Source organism: Ulvibacterium sp. (assembly GCF_028285715.1).
GTDB lineage: Bacteria > Bacteroidota > Bacteroidia > Flavobacteriales > Flavobacteriaceae > Ulvibacterium.
Window position 1 is genome coordinate 72,923 of sequence record NZ_JANQOO010000021.1, and the last position, 17,879, is coordinate 90,801.

Below are 17,879 nucleotides of genomic sequence, written 5' to 3' on the forward strand. Positions count from 1 at the left end.
CTAGTCTTCGTTTTTAACCGTGAGATCTATTCCATCATAAAAACCCAAATCCATATTTTTCAACATCTTGGTCCACTGTGCAATCTGGCCCACATGATATGAGTAATGTTCAACAACATGAATAATTATCCCCATTCCCGAAAAGTAAAAACCTTGAACGTTACGCTTGCGCATCAGATTTTGCACATTGGAACCGTCCATCACCCTTTTTGCCCTTTCCACAGTATCGACGAGCATGTGAACCAGTTGGGATTTTGAATACCCGGAACGTGCCTCAAACTCTTTGTCACGGTCCCTGGAATCCGCTGCTTGGCCCAAGGCCGCTATGGCATACTGCGTTATATTTCCACATAAATGCAAGATTTGATTGCCAATACTGTTGGAAGATTCATTATGTCTTCTCCAAATTTCTTCCTCGGACAACTGTTCCATACATATGTGGACCATTCTAGTACTTTCATCCATTCTATATATGGACTGGGCTATAAATTCCTCTGCCAACTGCGATACCCTATCTTTCATGGCTATATATTTAAGGATTCCAACTGTTTTAAGCTAATTCTATTTTCATAAATGGCCTTACCGATTATAACACCCTCACAACCAATTTCTCTCAATTGAGGCAAGTCCTCAAACCGGGCAACACCTCCCGATGCAATAAGATGAATCCCGGGCACTTCAATATCTTCTACACCACTCATAGTGATACGTGTTTCGGTTCGTTTGGTATGTGAAAGAATCTTTTTATACAAATCCAATGAAGGTCCTTCCAACATGCCATCCTTGCTTATATCGGTACATATCACATAGGCAACTCCCTCTTTTTGATAGGACTTTATAAAAGGAACCAAGTCCAAATCCGATTCTTCCTGCCAACCGGAAACAGCTATTTTTTCGTTCTGGGCATCCGCACCCAAGATGATTTTTTCCGACCCATACTTTTCCAACCATCCCATAAAGGTCGCTTTATCCTTTACTGCGATACTGCCTCCTGTTACCTGTTTGGCCCCATTTTCAAAAGCTACCCGTACATCCTCATCCGTTTTCAGCCCTCCGCCAAAATCTATTTTCAAATCCGTTTTGGACGCAATTTGATATAAAACCTTATGATTGACAATATGTTTGGATTTGGCACCATCCAAATCCACCAAATGTAAATATTGGATACCATGGGCCTCGAATGCCTTGGCAACCTCAAGCGGGTTTTCGTTGTATATCTTTTTGGTATTGTAATCACCTTTTGATAGGCGGACACATTTCCCTTCAATAATATCTATGGCCGGAACAATTCTCATTTAGTTTTTTTTAGCATCCAAGTTTTTGGTTCCGCTATCTTTTCAAAACCGAACTTTTCATAAAACCCCTGGGCATCGTTGGTGCGCAGTCCAATGCCATTAACACTCCGTAACTCTGGAAGTTGGAGAATATGCCCTACCAACATTTTTCCTATCCCTTGTCCCCCATAGTCCGGATGTACAAAAACATCCATTAGCCAAGCAAAAACCACATAGTCCGTTACCAAACGTGCAAAGGCCACCTGTTGGCCCATCTTATTGAAAACCCCAAAACAGGAGGAGTTCTCCATAGATTTTAAAACCAACTCCATGGTCCTGCCCTTTGCCCAATAGGAAGTCTCGGATAGGTAGTTATGGATAAAGGAGATGTCCATTTTTTTTCTTTCCGTTACTATGTAAAAGTCCTCCTTCATTACATCCCAAGAAAATTTTGCAATATCCTTTCCCCTCCATTACTACTCTTCTCCGGATGGAATTGCGTACCATAAAAATTGTCCCTGCCCAAAGCCGCACTATAGTTCAGTTCATATTCCGAAACGGCAATGGTATCATTACAAACCGGGGCATAATAACTATGCACCAAATAGATGTATTCACTTTCTTCTATGCCCTGGAACAAATCTGATTTTAATCGAGTTATTTCGTTCCAACCAATCTGGGGTACCTTTACCCGGTTCGAAAACCGAATGACATCTACATCAAATATTCCGAGCCCTTCAGTATTTCCTTCCTCCGATGAATTGCACATAAGTTGCATGCCCAGGCAAATGCCCAAAACCGGTTGTTTTAGATTCGGTATTAGATTGTCCAATCCACTGGCCCGTAGTTTTTTCATGGCACTACTGGCCTCACCAACACCGGGAAATATCACCTTATCCGCAGTTTTGATGTCTTCCGAATCGCTGCTAAGGCTAGCTCCGTATCCCAATCTTTGAATGGCAAAACGGATGCTTTGAATATTTCCTGCCCCGTAATCAATAATTACAATCTTCATAACACTCCTTTCGTAGAGGGTAGGACCATTTTTTCCTTATCCCGTTTTATGGCCATCTTTATCGATTTGGCGAACGCCTTAAAAATAGCCTCAATCTTATGGTGTTCGTTCGTACCTTCGGCCCGTATGTTTAAATTTGCCTTTGCCCCATCGGTGAAGGATTTAAAGAAATGGTGGAACATCTCGGTGGGCATATCCCCAACTTTTTCCCTTTTGAAATCCGCTTCCCAGACCAGCCAGTTACGTCCCCCGAAATCTAGGGCCACTTGGGCCAGGCAATCATCCATTGGTAAACAAAAGCCATATCTTTCAATCCCTAACTTGGCTCCCAGGGCTTGATAGAACACTTCGCCCAAGGCAATGCCCGTGTCCTCTATGGTATGATGCTCGTCTACTTCCAAATCCCCATTCACGGTGATATCCAGATCCATTTGCCCGTGTCTCGCCAATTGATCCAGCATATGGTCAAAGAAGGCCAATCCAGTAGCGATGTTTCCTTGTCCAGTGCCGTCCAAAGTGAGGGTGATATGAATATCCGTTTCATTGGTCTTTCTGTGGATTTCAGCTGTTCTATCCCTTAGTTTCAGAAATCCATAAATTTCTTCCCAATCATTGGTATCCAAGGCTATGTACTTTTCCAGTTCCTTGGTATCCGTACTGATTTCCGAAGTGCCCAATTGTGTATGATTATTGATAAAAATTCCTCTAGAACCTAAATTTTTGGCCAACTCCATATCCGTAAGCCTATCCCCTATTACAAAAGAGTTTTCCAAATCGTATGAGACCGAGAAATACTTAGTCAACAATCCTGTTTTTGGTTTTCGTGTTTCCGCGTTGTCCTCCGGGAATGTTTTATCAATCAAAACCTCGTCAAAGACCACCCCTTCGTTTTCAAAGGACTTCAGTATAAAATTATGCACTGGCCAAAAGGTATGCTCCGGAAAGACATCTGTGCCCAACCCATCCTGATTGGTAATCATTACCAGTTCATAATCCAATTCCTTGGAAATTCTTCCTAGATAGCCCATGGCCCTTGGATAGAATTCCAATTTGCCAAAACTATCTATTTGTTCATCTGCAGGCTCCTGGATCAAGGTACCGTCTCGGTCGATAAAAAGTACTTTACGTTTCTTATCTCCTCGGGAAGAATTATTTGTACTGTCCACGTTCATGTCTTATCTAATTTAGGCTTTCCAAGGCCTCTATTAATTTCTTATTTTCTTCTTGCGTCCCAACGGTCAATCGCAATGTGTTTTCACAAAGTGGTTGGGTACTTCGGTTTCGAACCACAATCCCTTTACCCAAAAGCTGGCTGTATCTTTTATGGGCATCGTCTACCTTTACCAAAATAAAATTAGCATCCGTGGGATATATCTTAACGACAAAATCGAATTCAGGTAGCACTTTCATCAATTCGTGTCTTTCGTATAAAATACTCCGTACTTCCCTCTGTACAGCTTCTTTTTGTAACACTTGTTGTAAAGCTCTTTGTTGGGTCAGTTCATTAACATTATATGGAGGCTTTATCTTATTAAGTACCGCAATAATTTCAGGGGAGGCGCAACAAATGCCCAAACGTATCCCCGCCATACCATATGCCTTGGACAGGGTCTGCGTTACAATAAGATTAGGATAATCCCGTAATTGGACTATCCAACTTTCCGCCTCCGAAAAATCAATATAGGCCTCATCAATAACCACAAGGCCATTGAAACTATCCAAAAGATCCGTAATTCGTTTTTTTGAAAAACGATTTCCCGTCGGATTATTGGGTGAGCACAGAAATAATAGTTTGGTATTTTGATCTGTATTTTTTAAGGTTCTATCTACATCAGGCTCAAAATCAGGAGTTAAGAAGACTTCCCTATTCTCAATATCATTTACTTCGGCCAAGACCTTGTACATGCCATAAGTAGGCGGCAAAGTGATGATATTATCCGTTTTTGGTTCGCAAAAGGCCCTAAAAATCAAGTCCAAAACCTCATCGCTGCCATTGCCCAAAAGCAAATTTTCCGTAGCTACTCCTCTCTGTTCGGCCAGAAGTGCCTTTAGGTTCCTTTGTTGTGGATCTGGGTACCGATTGACCCCGTTGTTAAAAGGATTTTCGTTGGCATCCAAAAAAACCATTTCCGAGCCATCGGACACATATTCGTCCCGGGCAGAGGAATACGGTCTTAATTCCCTTACACTTTCCCGAACCAATTCATGTATATTGAATTTCCCTTTCATTAGTATTCCCTATTATAATCGAATCTCTCTAATCCTAATCTATACTTTGTAAGCGCAATGACATGGCATTTTTATGGGCTTCCAAACCTTCCGCCTCGGCCATAAGCTCAACAGCATGCCCAATATTACGAATCCCTTCCTTAGTTATTTTTTGGAAGGTTATGCTTTTCATGAAGCTATCTAAATTTACCCCACTGTACTGTTTGGCATAGCCATTGGTAGGCAAGGTATGATTGGTGCCCGAAGCATAGTCTCCCGCGCTTTCCGGAGTATAATTCCCAATAAAGACCGACCCGGCATTCATCGTATTTTTAAGATAGAAATCCTCGTTATCCATACATACTATAAAGTGCTCAGGGCCATATTCATTGATCAATTCAATAGCTGTTTCATCATCATTTACATAAAGCAATCTGCTGTTCGCAATGGATTTTCTGGCGATTTCCCTTCTTGGTAGGTCTTCTAACTGTACTTTTATTTCCTGTTCAACTTTGTCGATCAGGGTCTTTGAAGTCGATACCAAAATAACCTGACTATCCGCGCCATGTTCTGCTTGACTCAAAAGATCTGAAGCCACGAAGGCCGCATTGGCCGTTTCATCGGCAACCACCAGTAATTCACTGGGGCCTGCCGGCATATCTATGGCTATGCCATATTTAGTTGCTATTTGCTTGGCAACAGTGACATATTGGTTGCCAGGTCCAAATATCTTATACACCTTTGGAATGGTTTCAGTTCCGAATGTCATTCCCGCAATAGCCTGAATACCTCCGACCTTAAAAATTTGAGTTATCCCACAGAGGTGTGCCGTATACAAGATGGCAGGATGTATTCGTCCCTCAGCATTGGGTGGCGAGCAGAGTACAATTTCATTACAACCGGCGATAGACGCGGGCACCGCCAACATCAATATGGTAGAAAATAGAGGTGCAGTACCTCCAGGGATATAGAGACCCACTCTTTGGATAGGACGTTTTTCCTGCCAACATTGTACTCCTTTCATAGTTTCCACAGTAACGCGATTTGTTTTCTGTGCTAGGTGAAACTTTTCAATATTGTCTTTGGCCAATTGAATAGCAGACTTTAATTCATTGGAAATCAAATCTTTGGAGTCATTCACCTCTTGTGGAGATACCCTTATGCTTTCTAAATTGGCACCATCGAATTTCCGGGTATATCGTTTTATCGCCTCATCTCCACTTTGCCCTACCGTTTTAAAAATGTCTCCCACTACATTTTCGATATCAGATACCGTTTGGGTAGGCCTTTCCAAAATAAGACTCCAGTCTTCTCGCTTTGGATTGTGTATTCTTTTCATATTTTAAAATTTCTAAATACCTGTAAATAAGCTATATAAAAATTCAAATTCGTTTCATTAGAGCACCATTTTTTCTATAGGGCATACCAAAATACCTTCTGCCCCAGCTTGTTTTAATTCATGGATTACCTCCCAAAATTTGTCCTGATTGAGCACTGTATGCACCGAGCTCCAGCCTTTTTCCGCCAGAGGCAGGACCGTTGGACTCCGCATTCCAGGTAATAGTTCAATAATAGCATCTAACTTGTCGTTTGGGGCATTCAATAGTATATACTTGGATTGCCGGGCCTGTAAAACGGATTGTATCCTAAACTGTAATTGCTTTAAAATTTCCTGTCGCTCTTCCGAGATTTTTGGAGAAACGGCCAATACCGCCTCACTCTTAAGAATTACTTCTACCTCTTCCAAGTTATTTTTGAAAAGGGTACTACCACTGGATACAATATCGCAAATGGCATCCGCCAAACCGATATTTGGGGCTATTTCCACGGAGCCATTGATAATATGCAAATCGGCCTTGATTCCTTTTTCCCTAAAATATTCGATGACCGTATTGGGATAGGAGGTCGCTATGCGTTTCCCTTCAAAGTCCTTGATTGTTTTATAGGTTACGGTTTTGGGAACGGCCAAGGATACCCTACACTTGGAAAACCCAAGCTTTTCGGCCTTTCTTATGTCCTGCCCCTTTTCCACCAATACATTTTCACCGATAATGGCCACATCCACCACACCATCCCTTAAATACTGCGGTATATCTCCATTCCGAAGGTAAAACACTTCCAGTGGAAAATTACGTGCCGAGGCTTTTAACTGGTCTTTTCCGTTATTAATGGAAATGCCACAGTCCTTTAATATTTTAAGAGAATCCTCATTAAGACGACCGCTTTTTTGTATGGCTATTCTAATATTTGTCATTACTAAAAATTATGGTTTCTTCCCCTAGATGAAAGCTACAACCCGATTTAACCAAAAAACCCGCTTGATTTCTCAAACGGGTTCGAATATTGCATAACTACAATACATTTCTACCTCGCTTGAGAGCAAGTATAAAAATGATGATGTGTAGTATAATTTCTCATTTCAGGATGTAAAAATAGAACTTATTTTGATTCGACAAAAATTTAAATCGCTTAATCGCGTATCGCGGATTACACTCCACCTTGCTTTTAAAAGATTCAATTCAAAGGTTCTTCAAGAGGTAGAATACACTAATTATTGCCCAATATTAACGGAAGACCATCACCGCTGGAACCCACCACCACCACCTTGGCATTGGGGGATTGGGACAACTGTAGGGTTGCCTCTATACCTTTGTCCTGCAATATCTTATCCGTTAGTGAAGCACTTAAAATTCTATTGGCGTCCGCCTTGCCCTGAGCTTCTATGCGTTGACGTTGTGCTTCTTTTTCCGCTTTTTCCAATCGAAACTCATATTCCAAAGACTCCTGTTCTTGTTTTAGTTTCCGTTCAATGGCCTCTTTTATTGTTGGTGGAAGCGTCACATCCCTTACCAAAATTTCGTCCAATATGATATATTGGTTGTCCACAATTTTTTTGGTCTCCTCAAAAATCTCCTGTTGGATGGCATCCCGCTTACTAGAATACAATTGCTCCGGAGTATATCTCCCCACCACCGACCTGGCTGCTGAACGTATCGTAGGCAAAAGGATACGATCCAAGTAGTTGTCCCCAATTTTTTGATGCAACTTCCCTAGTTCCTCTGCCTTTGGCATATACCATGCCGAGGCATCCAATTGAATGTCCAATCCATTTGAAGAAAGCACCTTCATTTTTTCAAAGATTTCTTGCCTTCTCACTTCGTAAATATACACTTTGTTCCAAGGTGCCACAATGTGGAAACCTTCACCCAAAGGCGGCTTGTCCGTGACGACACCGCCCGCAAACCGCTTCCATAATACCCCTGCTTCACCAGCTCCGATATTGACAAAGGCGTTGGAAAACAGTAAAAAAAGTACAATGAACCCAAAAATTACTGGTACCGCTATTTTTGGTAATCTATCCATAGTTATTCGTATTAAATTAATCCGTTATATTTTCTGATAAACCATTCCACAGAAAGTGCAGCGGCTATTAGCATTAGGAGTATCCTAAAATCGATTAAAGATACAACATTTTCCTTGCTCTTTTGAACCGGGGAAAATCGTGGATCTTCCATAAGTTCTTTGACCAAGGCACCTATATTTGATGGGAAAAACAATTTCCCTTGGCTATCCACCGCCAGCTGATTTAATTTTTTATAATCACTGGAAAGAAATTGTTGTTCAACGTTAAAATCCAAAATAGTAAAGCTTCCGGAAGAAGAAAGGTTTTCATCGGCAACCAATACGGTAAATATATATTCTCCGGGAGGGAGATCGCTCAAATCCGCCTCATAAAAACTATCCTTCAGCAACATTGGAATTTCCTTGATCAGGTTATTTCCTTTCCCTTGTATTTTTAGAATTAAACTCGCATTTCGATCCATTTCAAAGGCCTCATCGAAATATCTGGCCGATATCCTTGCGCCATCACTCCCCTGATATATCAAGTCATGGTCTACATCCAATCGATTTCGGGAAGTATTCGATGAAAGATACAGGATGATTTTTCCAATGATCCCATCAAAGTTTTGAAAATTTTTGTTGTCCCTGTAACTCTGCATCCTCCATTTCCACAAATTTTCACCAAAGAGCACCACCTCTTTGGCCTGATCTTTGAAAATAACGGCCAACAAGGGTTCATCCAATTCCACTCCCTTTATATTTTGCCCTAATACTACCTCATGGGGGGAGCTAATTAGTATCTCTCCCAATTCACCCTCCAAGGGAGGAAGGTTCTCGACTATAAATTCCGAGATATCGAAAATACCGAAGCCTTTGTTCAAAACTGGAAGTATTTCTTCCTGCTCCCCATAGGCATCCTTGGAATAATTGGCTTGTATTTCGTTTAGAAAATTCCAATCCGTATTTGCACCACAAACCGTAAAACAATTCGTTTTTCGCTGCTGGATATACTTGTATATGGGAAGAAATGATGAATTAGGTTCATACAAGATAAATACATTCGTATTGTCTAGCTCATTAATAGGTACCTCAGGTTTTCTTATGGAAACGGAACGCTGCTCGTTACTTTCAATGGCCTTTTTCAGTGTTCCGATATCCGGGTGATTTTTGGCGGAAACAATCGTAACGTTTGTTTTTTCATCAATAACCTCCAGCCCAAGACTCTTTTTGTTGTTAAATCTGTTTCTTTCGTTTTCCAAGGGGTCTATTTCAATTTCAATGGTCTTGGCCCCGACTGTTTCCGCTGTGGCTAAAACGGTAATAACTTTTGTATTGTTCAAAGGCGTGAATTCTACATTTTCCCTATGGGCCTTTTTTCCATTTATAGAAACGTTCAAGGTTGATTCTACTGTTCTAGACCCTTCGTAGGTAATATACAGTTCTATAGGATATTTGTTTTTTAGAAAAGCGAAAGTATTTGCATTTGCACGTTCTATCCTCAAATCTTCATATCTTGTTGTATCCCCGATAACAATCGGGTAAATAGGTACTTTATCATTTTCAAGGAGATAGCCGTAATCCTCACCTTTGGTCTGGTTTCCATCCGTAGTCAGCAGTATGACCATATTTTTGTCAGAGCCCTTATAAATATCCTTCAAGGAGGCAATGGCCTTACCAATATCCGTATGGGTTTCTGTGAAAGACAGGGAATCGGAGGCTGCCAAGGCAGTACCGAAACCAAAAGGCATTACCCGAAATTTATCTGAAATTCCCTTGTTTTCAGAAATGGTCTTTGTCACCGATAGCACGGTATCTGCCGAGGCCCGCACGGACATTGAATTGTCGCTCAATAGGACAAGATCGGTCTTTTCCAGATTATACTCCTCCTTGGTAAACTTTGGGTTTATAAGCAATACCAGAACTCCGAACAATGCAATGAATCGTAGTAGGGCCAATGGAAAATACAAGTTATTACTTTCCTTAAATCCACTTCTATATTGAAACAGGACAATTACCAGTGCCAATATAACGGCAGCAATAACCAGGAGTGCTGTTCGGGTATTCATAAAATTAGGGATAAGGGTTAAGGGCTAGACACAAAAAGTGAGGTTAGTTACATTTTAGGTCAGCATTCCGCCATTGACATTCAAAACCTGCCCGGTGATATAGGAAGACATATCCGAAGCCAAGAAAACACAGGCGTTGGCAATATCCTCGGGGGTACCTCCCCTTTTTAAGGGAATACCATCTCTCCAGCCTTGCACAACCTTTTCATCCAGCTTTTCGGTCATTTCGGTTTCTATGAACCCTGGTGCAATAGCATTGCAACGAATATTTCGAGAGCCTAATTCCAGGGCAATTGATTTCGTAAAGCCGTTTATACCGGCTTTTGAAGCTGCGTAATTGGCCTGGCCTGCATTTCCCTTTACTCCTACCACGCTACTCATATTTATTATGGATCCCTTTCGTTGTTTTAGGAGGGTGCGCTGTACGGCTTTCGTCATATTGAATACTGATTTTAGATTGATGTCAATTACGGCATCGAAATCCGCCTCGCCCATACGAATCAAAAGGTTGTCCTTGGTAATCCCGGCATTGTTTATTAAAACATCTATTCCCCCAAAGTCCTCCAAAACTTGTGCTACCAAAGCCTCGGATTCCTGAAAACTGGCCGCATTACTTTTATAGGCCTTGGCCTTGACTCCCTTTTCATTCAATTCCTTTTCCAATTTCAAAGCAGGTGCCTCGCTAGAACTATACGTAAATGCCACATCGGCTCCGTGTTCTGCAAACGTCCTTGCTATCCCCGTTCCAATTCCCCTGCTGGCACCTGTGATAATTACCTTCTTTCCTTCTAAAAGTTTCATCTGATTTTGTCTTTGTTCAGCCGTTTTTCAAATATAAGGCATGTTTCACATAAAGATGAAAAAAATCCCGCTTATACCATAATAGCGGGATTTATCTTAACACCGATTTATGTATTTTGGAAAAGCGTCTTAAGCCATTACCTCTTTTACCTTTTTCCCTATTTCCGCAGGAGAATCCACGACATGGATACCGCACTCTTTCATAATACGTTTTTTTGCCTGTGCCGTGTCGTCACTTCCTCCTACAATGGCACCCGCATGCCCCATGGTCCTTCCAGCAGGAGCAGTTTCCCCGGCAATAAAACCAATAATCGGTTTTTTACTTCCGCTTTCCTGGTACCATTTAGCGGCATCGGCTTCCAATTGTCCCCCAATTTCGCCTATCATTACCACACATTCCGTATCCGGGTCGTTAATGAGAAGCTCCACAGCCTCTTTTGTCGTAGTTCCTATTATGGGATCACCCCCTATTCCTATCGCCGTAGTGATTCCAAGTCCCTGGCGGACCACTTGATCAGCGGCCTCATAAGTCAGGGTTCCCGATTTTGATACAATACCTACTTTCCCTTTCTTGAAAACAAAACCGGGCATTATTCCAACTTTGGCCTCCTCCGGGGTAATGACTCCAGGACAATTGGGCCCTATCAATCGGCAATCCTTATCTTTTAGGTAGTTGTTGGCCTTTACCATGTCCGCTACCGGAATTCCTTCGGTAATGGTTATGATGACCCTTATTCCCGCATTGGCCGCCTCCATAATAGCATCTGCGGCAAAAGCAGGTGGCACGAAGATTATGGTGGTGTCGGCATCCACTTTTTCAACAGCCTCCTCTACCGTATTAAAAACAGGTCTTCCCAAATGTTCCTGTCCTCCTTTGCCCGGGGTTACACCGCCAACTACGTTAGTTCCATAGGCAATCATTTGCTCCGCATGGAAAGTTCCTTCACTCCCGGTGAAGCCTTGGACTATAATCTTGGAATCTTTATTGACTAGAACACTCATGTTGTATGAATTACTTTAAGCTGCACAAAAATATAAGTTTGGAGCCAAACTTACGGGGTTAAAAGGTATATTATTCATTTAATTTTTTGAGTATTTCGGGAATCTGTTTCAATTGGGCCAATTGTTTTAACTTTTCCCTGGACTCAACCACTGGAGAGCCGAAGTAACTCTTGCCTCCGGGAAGCGATTTACTGACTCCCGATTGTCCCATAATTACTGCTCCTTTTCCAATGGTAATTGCACTATTAACACCAACCTGTCCCCAAATAGTAACTTCATCCTCGATAATCACACAGCCTGCAATCCCTGTTTGGGAAGCGATTTGACACCGTTCCCCAATTACCGTATCATGCCCTATTTGCACTTGATTATCGATCTTTGTGCCTTTTCCTATTGTAGTATCTCCGGTAACCCCCTTGTCAATAGAACAAAGTGACCCTATTTCCACATCATCTTCCAAAATTACCCTGCCACAAGAAATTAATTTATCCAATACATCGGGTCTCTTCTTGTAATAAAACGCATCCGAACCAATAACTGTCCCAGCATGTATTATAACGTTATCACCAATAATGCAGTTATCATAAATGGAAACATTGGAATGGATAAGGCATCCTTTGCCGATTTTCACATTATTTCCTATAAAAACATTGGGCTGCACCGTGGTGTCCTTGCCAATTTTTGCAGAAGGCGAAATTGGGTTCTCGGATTTTTCAAACGCGGAGAAAAAATTGGTGAGTCTGTTAAAATCGCCAAAGGGGTCCTCAGAAATTAAAAGTGCCTTGCCTTCCGGACATTCTACTTCCTTATTGATCAACACTATAGTGGCCTGGCAACTTAAGGCCTTATCATAATATTTGGGGTGGTCCACAAAAACTATGTCCCCGGGTTGTACCACATGAATTTCGTTCATGCCTAACACCGGAAAATTGTCCGGCCCTACATATTTACTTCCAATAATAGCGGCAATTTGCCCGAGTGTATGTGGTACTGGAAATTTCAATAAAAAGGGTTCAAGTTAAATTCTGCGTTTCATATTTCCATTTAAGAATATGCTAATCCTTTACCCGTTCCAAATAATTTCCTTTCTCGGTATCGATCTTTATCTTATCTCCTTCATTGATAAAAAGTGGAACGTTTACCCGAGCACCAGTTTCTACAGTAGCCGGTTTCGTTGCGTTGGTAGCCGTATTGCCTTTTACACCAGGTTCGGCATGTGTTACCTCAAGGATAACACTGGCCGGCATGTCCACGGACAAAGGCATACTGTCCTCGGTATTGAAAAGTATAGTGACCACTTCCCCCTCCTTAAGTAGTCCAGGAGCATCCAAGGTACTTTCCTGAAGGGTAATCTGATTGTAATCATCGGTATTCATAAAATGGTAGGTCTCACCTTCGGAATACAAATACTGATAGGATCGTGTTTCTACCCTTACATCATCTATCTTATGCCCTGCGGAAAAGGTGTTGTCCACCACTTTTCCTGTGGTAACACTTTTCAATTTTGTCCTGACAAATGCAGGACCTTTACCAGGTTTTACGTGCAAAAACTCGATAATTTTATAAATATCGTTATTGTAACGGATACATAATCCCTTTCTTATATCGGAAGTAGAAGCCATAATAATTTAATTTGTACTAAAATAACCTTTCATGATACCGCGCTGGGAGTCCCGAATAAACTGAAGAATCTCGTCCCTTTCGGGGGTTGCCTCCATTTCGGCCTCGATAATCTGTACGGCCTGAGTGTTATTATAATTCTTTTGATAAAGGATACGATAAATATTCTGTATCTCCTTTATTTTTTCCGATTGATACCCCCTACGTCTCAGACCTATAGAATTTATTCCCACATAGGAAAGGGGCTCTCTTGCCGCCTTTACATAGGGCGGTACGTCCTTACGCACCAATGATCCACCGGTGACGAAGGCATGATTGCCAATGGCGACAAATTGGTTTACCGCCACAAGGCCTGCCAAAGTTACATTATCTCCTATGGTAACATGTCCGGCCAAGGTTGAATTATTGGAAAAAATACAGTTATTGCCTACCAGACAGTCATGGGCTACATGGCAATACGCCATTATTAAGCAATTTTTACCAATGACCGTTTTGTTCCTATCCGAAGTACCTTTATGTATAGTGGCACATTCCCGGATTGTGGTATTGTTCCCAACAATCACAGTAGTTTCTTCCCCTTCGTATTTCAAATCCTGTGGAGGTGCCGATATTACGGCCCCAGGAAATATATTGCAGTTTTTTCCAATCCTGGCCCCTTCCATAATGGTTACATTGGACCCGATCCAAGTTCCGTCGCCAATAGTAACATTGTTATGGATTGTCGCAAAGGGTTCTACCACAACATTTTTGGCAATCTTCGCCCCAGGATGGATGTACGCCAGCGGTTGGTTCATTCTTCCTTTCTTTTAACAATTTGGGCCATCATCTCAGCTTCGGAGACCAATTTATTGTTAGCGTAGGCGTAGGCCTGCATATGACAGATTCCCCTGCGTATGGGAGAAATCAAATCACACTTAAAAATCAAGGTATCACCGGGAACGACTTGTTGCTTAAATTTCACCTTATCGATCTTCATGAATAGCGTAAGGTAGTTCTCGGGGTCCGGAACCGTGCTAAGCACTAGAATGCCCCCTGTTTGGGCCATCGCTTCAACCTGTAAAACCCCTGGCATAACGGGCGCTCCCGGAAAATGCCCCACGAAAAAGGGTTCGTTCATGGTGACATTTTTCATACCTACCACATGTTTGTCGGACAGCTCCAAAATCCTATCTATTAAAAGAAAAGGTGGTCTATGGGGCAGCATGGCCATGATTTGATGAATATCCATCAAAGGCGGAAGGTTCAAATCATATTTGGGAACATTATTTCGTTTTTCAAGCTTTATAAGCTTAGCTAATTTCTTGGCAAATTGTGTATTTACATAATGGCCAGGCTTATTGGCAATTACTTTTCCGCGTATTCTAGTACCGGTCAATGCCAAATCCCCAACAACATCCAATAACTTATGCCTTGCCGCCTCATTGGGCTGATGCAGCGTAAGATTATCCAAAATACCATTTGGCTTTACGGATAACTTTTCCTTGTTAAAGGCTTTTTCCAGCCGTTTCATGGTCTCTTCAGAAATTTCCTTATCCACGTATACAATGGCATTGTTAAGGTCACCTCCCTTAATGAGGCCATTCTCTAGAAGCATCTCCAATTCATGAAGGAAACTAAAGGTCCTGGCATCGGCCACCTCATCCTTGAAATCGGAGATATCCTCCAAAGTTGCATTTTGTGTGCCCAGAACCTTGGTCCCAAAATCGACCATAGCCGTTACCTTATAACTATCCGAAGGTATTACCGTTATCTCGCTTCCGGTGGCCTCGTCCTTATAGGAAATTACATCCTTCACCACGTATTCTTCACGTTCGGCCTCCTGTTCCACAATACCTGCCTTTTCCAACGCAGCAACAAAGTATTTGGATGACCCGTCCATTATAGGGGGTTCAGGAGAATCCAATTCGATCAGAACATTATCGATTTCCATTCCCACAAGTGCGGCGAGTACGTGTTCCGAGGTTTGTATCTTAACGCCCCTTTTTTCTAAATTGGTACCTCGTTGCGTATTTACGACATAATTGGCATCAGCTTCTATTATGGGTTCGCCTTCAAGGTCAACACGTTTAAAGGCATATCCATGATTTTCCGGGGCGGGCAAAAACTTAAGTGTAACATTTTCACCAGTATGCAGGCCTACACCCTTAAGAGTCACCTCTTTTTCAATGGTTCGCTGTTTTTGATTTGTTTTTGTCACCGTCAATCTCTTTTTTCCAATTGGTCGATTCTATTTACTATTCTCGGCAAATTTTTAAAGTGTACGTAGGATTTGTTATAATCCCCATAATTTAGGGCGGGGGAGCCTTGAAGCACTTCATTATCCTTTACATTTCTCCCGATTCCGGATTGTGCCTGAATCTTAACGTTATCACCAATGGTGATATGCCCTACTATACCCACTTGGCCTCCGATCATACAGCGCTTACCTATCTTTGCAGAACCTGCAATGCCAGTTTGAGCGGCTATTACGGTATGTTCCCCTATCTCTACATTGTGGGCTATTTGGATTTGATTATCCAGTTTTACTCCCTTTCTAAGAATTGTAGATCCTAACGTGGCACGGTCAATAGTGGTGCCGGCCCCAACGTCTACATTTTCCTCCAAAACAACATTGCCCGTTTGGGGAACTTTCTTAAACTCTCCATTTTTATCCGGAGTAAACCCAAAGCCATCGGCACCTATGATAACCCCGCTATGTACCACACAGTTATTACCAATTATGGATTCCGAATAAATTTTCGCTCCCGCAAATATGATTACGTTATCGGCTATGGTAACATTGTCACCAATGTATACGTTGGGATAGATCTTCACATTATCGCCAATTTTCACATTGTTGCCCAAATACGAAAAGGCACCCAGATAAAAGTTTGCCCCATAAGTGGCCGTGTCGGATTGATATACGGGTTTTTCAATTCCGGTTTTGTTGCTCTTTACTTGATTATAATACTCCAAAAGCTTGGAGAATGATTCATAAGCGTCCTCTACCTTAATGAGGGTGGTTTCTACATTTTGTTCAGGGATAAAATCCTTGTTGACTATGGTAATGGATGCTTTGGTGGTATAGATAAAGGAAGTGTATTTCGGGTTGGCCAAAAAGGTCAAGGAACCTTTTTCTCCCTCTTCAATCTTAGCCAGTTTATGGACTGCTATCTCTGGATTCCCCTCTACTTCGCCCTCCAAAATACCGGCAATCTGACCTGCTGTAAATACCATGAGCACAAAAGTAAGAAAAATTGTTAAACAGAATATTTGGGGTAACACATATAATATTTGGTCACCGTTTTTGCCAGGGTCCTCAAGTTGAGATGATCGGATGCCTTGGCCACATCCTGTAATTTTCCGTTCTTTCTTAAAATATTGATATTCTGTTGCCGTTGGTCATAGGCCCTATTTTCAATCTTCCCTGAAAAAACGAAGTAAGCGGTCTCCTTGTCGGAAAGTTGGTGTTCTGCCTTGAAACGATCAAAGTGCTTGTTCAATTTTTTTGAATCTATTTCCTTGTTCTTCAACTTTATGGTGAACAACCTTCTATTGATCAGCATTTGACAAAGTTTGGAAAGCACAAAATCCCCATTGCCTTGCCATTCCTTTATTGCTGCCAGGACATCTACATCATCCAATTTTGAAAAGGATTCCAAAACGTCACGGTCAAAATTATCCTTGGTGATTTTTTGGTTAAGAAAGAAAAGTAATATTGGGCTGCATTCAACTTTTTTGTTTTCCCTAAGAAGTTCCTTGGCCCTTTTAAGGATACGGATCAATAATTGCTCGGCCACCAATCCTGTTTTATGAAGGTATACCTGCCAGTACATGAAACGACGGGCCATTAAGAATTTTTCTACGGAGTAAACCCCCTTTTCTTCCACTACCAATTCATTACCGGATACATTTAGCATAGTAATCAGTCGTTCCGCATTGATATTCCCTTCGGCTACACCCGTATAAAAACTATCGCGCTTTAGATAGTCCATTCTGTCCATGTCCAATTGACTGGAAACTAGTTGGTTCAAGAATTTCTTAGGATATTTACCGGTAAAGATTTCCAAGGCGATCGCTAAACTTCCGTTAAACTTTTGATTTAGTTCCTCCATAAACAAAAGCGAAATATATTCATGCCCAATGCCGTTCACAATGCTGTTTTCCATGGCATGTGAAAACGGGCCGTGACCAATGTCATGCAACAAAATAGCACATAACAATCCGTCTTCCTCCTCTTTGGTAATTTCAACTCCCTTAAAACGAAGCACTTGAATTGCCCGCTGTGTTAAATGCATGCTTCCCAAGGCATGATGAAATCGGGTATGGTGCGCCCCTGGATACACTAAATAGGAAAGCCCCATTTGGGAAATTCTACGTAATCTCTGAAAATAGGGGTCTGCAATAAGATCAAAAATGAGTGCGTTGGGGATTCTAATAAATCCGTAAATTGGATCATTGAAGATTTTCAGCTTGTTGGATTTAGGCAAAATAGATGTCTGATTTGATAAGAATTCAAATTTAGACAATTGCGTTGAAACCTAATTCGAAACGTGGACTTATCCACGGGAA

The 17,879-nt window shown here is 41.7% G+C and carries 18 protein-coding genes; all 18 read right to left on the minus strand.

The window, feature by feature from the left end; genetic code table 11:
* Positions 1-522 carry a DUF1572 family protein gene (locus Q0993_RS14380; RefSeq protein WP_299534194.1) on the minus strand — a complete coding sequence of 174 codons (522 nt, stop codon included), beginning with the start codon at positions 520-522 and terminating at the stop codon, positions 1-3.
* Positions 523-524: 2 nt separating this feature from the next.
* Positions 525-1,295 (minus strand): 1-(5-phosphoribosyl)-5-[(5-phosphoribosylamino)methylideneamino] imidazole-4-carboxamide isomerase, encoded by a 771-nt coding sequence (locus Q0993_RS14385; RefSeq protein ID WP_299534195.1) that lies wholly within the window; start codon positions 1,293-1,295, stop codon positions 525-527.
* The gene (locus Q0993_RS14390; protein ID WP_299534200.1) at positions 1,292-1,708 is read right to left on the minus strand and encodes a GNAT family N-acetyltransferase; all 417 of its coding nucleotides are present in this window, start codon (positions 1,706-1,708) and stop codon (positions 1,292-1,294) included. The genes Q0993_RS14385 and Q0993_RS14390 overlap by 4 nt, the downstream gene beginning before the upstream one ends.
* A complete protein-coding gene (gene hisH / locus Q0993_RS14395) occupies positions 1,708-2,289 on the minus strand; it encodes an imidazole glycerol phosphate synthase subunit HisH (RefSeq protein WP_299534203.1) in 582 nt (193 codons plus the stop codon). The genes Q0993_RS14390 and hisH overlap by 1 nt, the downstream gene beginning before the upstream one ends.
* A complete protein-coding gene (gene hisB, locus Q0993_RS14400; protein WP_299534206.1) occupies positions 2,286-3,461 on the minus strand; it encodes a bifunctional histidinol-phosphatase/imidazoleglycerol-phosphate dehydratase HisB in 1,176 nt (391 codons plus the stop codon). Before hisB ends, hisH begins: the two co-directional genes overlap by 4 nt.
* A 7-nt stretch (positions 3,462-3,468) precedes the next feature.
* Positions 3,469-4,518, minus strand: a complete 1,050-nt coding sequence (gene hisC, locus Q0993_RS14405; RefSeq protein WP_299534208.1) for a histidinol-phosphate transaminase — start codon at positions 4,516-4,518, stop codon at positions 3,469-3,471.
* Positions 4,519-4,552: 34 nt separating this feature from the next.
* Positions 4,553-5,836: a histidinol dehydrogenase gene (hisD, locus tag Q0993_RS14410; protein ID WP_299534210.1), complete on the minus strand. Its 1,284-nt coding sequence runs from the start codon at positions 5,834-5,836 to the stop codon at positions 4,553-4,555.
* Positions 5,837-5,893: 57 nt separating this feature from the next.
* Positions 5,894-6,751: an ATP phosphoribosyltransferase gene (gene hisG / locus Q0993_RS14415; RefSeq protein ID WP_299534212.1), complete on the minus strand. Its 858-nt coding sequence runs from the start codon at positions 6,749-6,751 to the stop codon at positions 5,894-5,896.
* A gap of 293 nt (positions 6,752-7,044) precedes the next feature.
* Positions 7,045-7,860 (minus strand): prohibitin family protein, encoded by an 816-nt coding sequence (locus Q0993_RS14420; protein ID WP_299534214.1) that lies wholly within the window; start codon positions 7,858-7,860, stop codon positions 7,045-7,047.
* 11 nt (positions 7,861-7,871) lie between these two features.
* A complete protein-coding gene (locus Q0993_RS14425; RefSeq protein ID WP_299534216.1) occupies positions 7,872-9,905 on the minus strand; it encodes a VWA domain-containing protein in 2,034 nt (677 codons plus the stop codon).
* Positions 9,906-9,959: 54 nt separating this feature from the next.
* A complete protein-coding gene (gene fabG / locus Q0993_RS14430) occupies positions 9,960-10,706 on the minus strand; it encodes a 3-oxoacyl-[acyl-carrier-protein] reductase (RefSeq protein ID WP_299534219.1) in 747 nt (248 codons plus the stop codon).
* A 129-nt stretch (positions 10,707-10,835) separates the two neighbouring features.
* The gene (gene sucD, locus Q0993_RS14435) at positions 10,836-11,708 is read right to left on the minus strand and encodes a succinate--CoA ligase subunit alpha (protein WP_299534222.1); all 873 of its coding nucleotides are present in this window, start codon (positions 11,706-11,708) and stop codon (positions 10,836-10,838) included.
* Positions 11,709-11,778: 70 nt separating this feature from the next.
* The gene (locus Q0993_RS14440; protein WP_299534224.1) at positions 11,779-12,711 is read right to left on the minus strand and encodes a UDP-3-O-(3-hydroxymyristoyl)glucosamine N-acyltransferase; all 933 of its coding nucleotides are present in this window, start codon (positions 12,709-12,711) and stop codon (positions 11,779-11,781) included.
* A gap of 52 nt (positions 12,712-12,763) precedes the next feature.
* A complete protein-coding gene (gene efp / locus Q0993_RS14445) occupies positions 12,764-13,330 on the minus strand; it encodes an elongation factor P (RefSeq protein WP_299534227.1) in 567 nt (188 codons plus the stop codon).
* Positions 13,331-13,336: 6 nt separating this feature from the next.
* Positions 13,337-14,122 (minus strand): acyl-ACP--UDP-N-acetylglucosamine O-acyltransferase, encoded by a 786-nt coding sequence (gene lpxA / locus Q0993_RS14450; protein ID WP_299534229.1) that lies wholly within the window; start codon positions 14,120-14,122, stop codon positions 13,337-13,339.
* Entirely contained in the window at positions 14,119-15,525 is a 1,407-nt protein-coding gene (locus Q0993_RS14455; protein WP_299534231.1) for a bifunctional UDP-3-O-[3-hydroxymyristoyl] N-acetylglucosamine deacetylase/3-hydroxyacyl-ACP dehydratase, read from the minus strand. Before Q0993_RS14455 ends, lpxA begins: the two co-directional genes overlap by 4 nt.
* Positions 15,526-15,527: 2 nt before the next feature.
* A complete protein-coding gene (gene lpxD / locus Q0993_RS14460) occupies positions 15,528-16,544 on the minus strand; it encodes a UDP-3-O-(3-hydroxymyristoyl)glucosamine N-acyltransferase (RefSeq protein WP_299534233.1) in 1,017 nt (338 codons plus the stop codon).
* A 23-nt stretch (positions 16,545-16,567) separates the two neighbouring features.
* A complete protein-coding gene (locus Q0993_RS14465) occupies positions 16,568-17,797 on the minus strand; it encodes an HD domain-containing protein (RefSeq protein ID WP_299534235.1) in 1,230 nt (409 codons plus the stop codon).
* Positions 17,798-17,879 lie beyond the last annotated feature (82 nt).

Bases quoted from the DNA above. Each gene is read 5' to 3' on its own strand.
- Q0993_RS14380 (WP_299534194.1), bottom strand. From the start codon at position 522: ATGAAAGATAGGGTATCGCAGTTGGCAGAGGAATTTATAGCCCAGTCC.
- Q0993_RS14385 (WP_299534195.1), bottom strand. From the start codon at position 1,295: ATGAGAATTGTTCCGGCCATAGATATTATTGAAGGGAAATGTGTCCGC.
- Q0993_RS14390 (WP_299534200.1), bottom strand. From the start codon at position 1,708: ATGAAGGAGGACTTTTACATAGTAACGGAAAGAAAAAAAATGGACATC.
- hisH (WP_299534203.1), bottom strand. From the start codon at position 2,289: ATGAAGATTGTAATTATTGATTACGGGGCAGGAAATATTCAAAGCATC.
- hisB (WP_299534206.1), bottom strand. From the start codon at position 3,461: ATGAACGTGGACAGTACAAATAATTCTTCCCGAGGAGATAAGAAACGT.
- hisC (WP_299534208.1), bottom strand. From the start codon at position 4,518: ATGAAAGGGAAATTCAATATACATGAATTGGTTCGGGAAAGTGTAAGG.
- hisD (WP_299534210.1), bottom strand. From the start codon at position 5,836: ATGAAAAGAATACACAATCCAAAGCGAGAAGACTGGAGTCTTATTTTG.
- hisG (WP_299534212.1), bottom strand. From the start codon at position 6,751: ATGACAAATATTAGAATAGCCATACAAAAAAGCGGTCGTCTTAATGAG.
- Q0993_RS14420 (WP_299534214.1), bottom strand. From the start codon at position 7,860: ATGGATAGATTACCAAAAATAGCGGTACCAGTAATTTTTGGGTTCATT.
- Q0993_RS14425 (WP_299534216.1), bottom strand. From the start codon at position 9,905: ATGAATACCCGAACAGCACTCCTGGTTATTGCTGCCGTTATATTGGCA.
- fabG (WP_299534219.1), bottom strand. From the start codon at position 10,706: ATGAAACTTTTAGAAGGAAAGAAGGTAATTATCACAGGTGCCAGCAGG.
- sucD (WP_299534222.1), bottom strand. From the start codon at position 11,708: ATGAGTGTTCTAGTCAATAAAGATTCCAAGATTATAGTCCAAGGCTTC.
- efp (WP_299534227.1), bottom strand. From the start codon at position 13,330: ATGGCTTCTACTTCCGATATAAGAAAGGGATTATGTATCCGTTACAAT.
- lpxA (WP_299534229.1), bottom strand. From the start codon at position 14,122: ATGAACCAACCGCTGGCGTACATCCATCCTGGGGCGAAGATTGCCAAA.
- lpxD (WP_299534233.1), bottom strand. From the start codon at position 16,544: ATGGTATTTACAGCAGGTCAGATTGCCGGTATTTTGGAGGGCGAAGTA.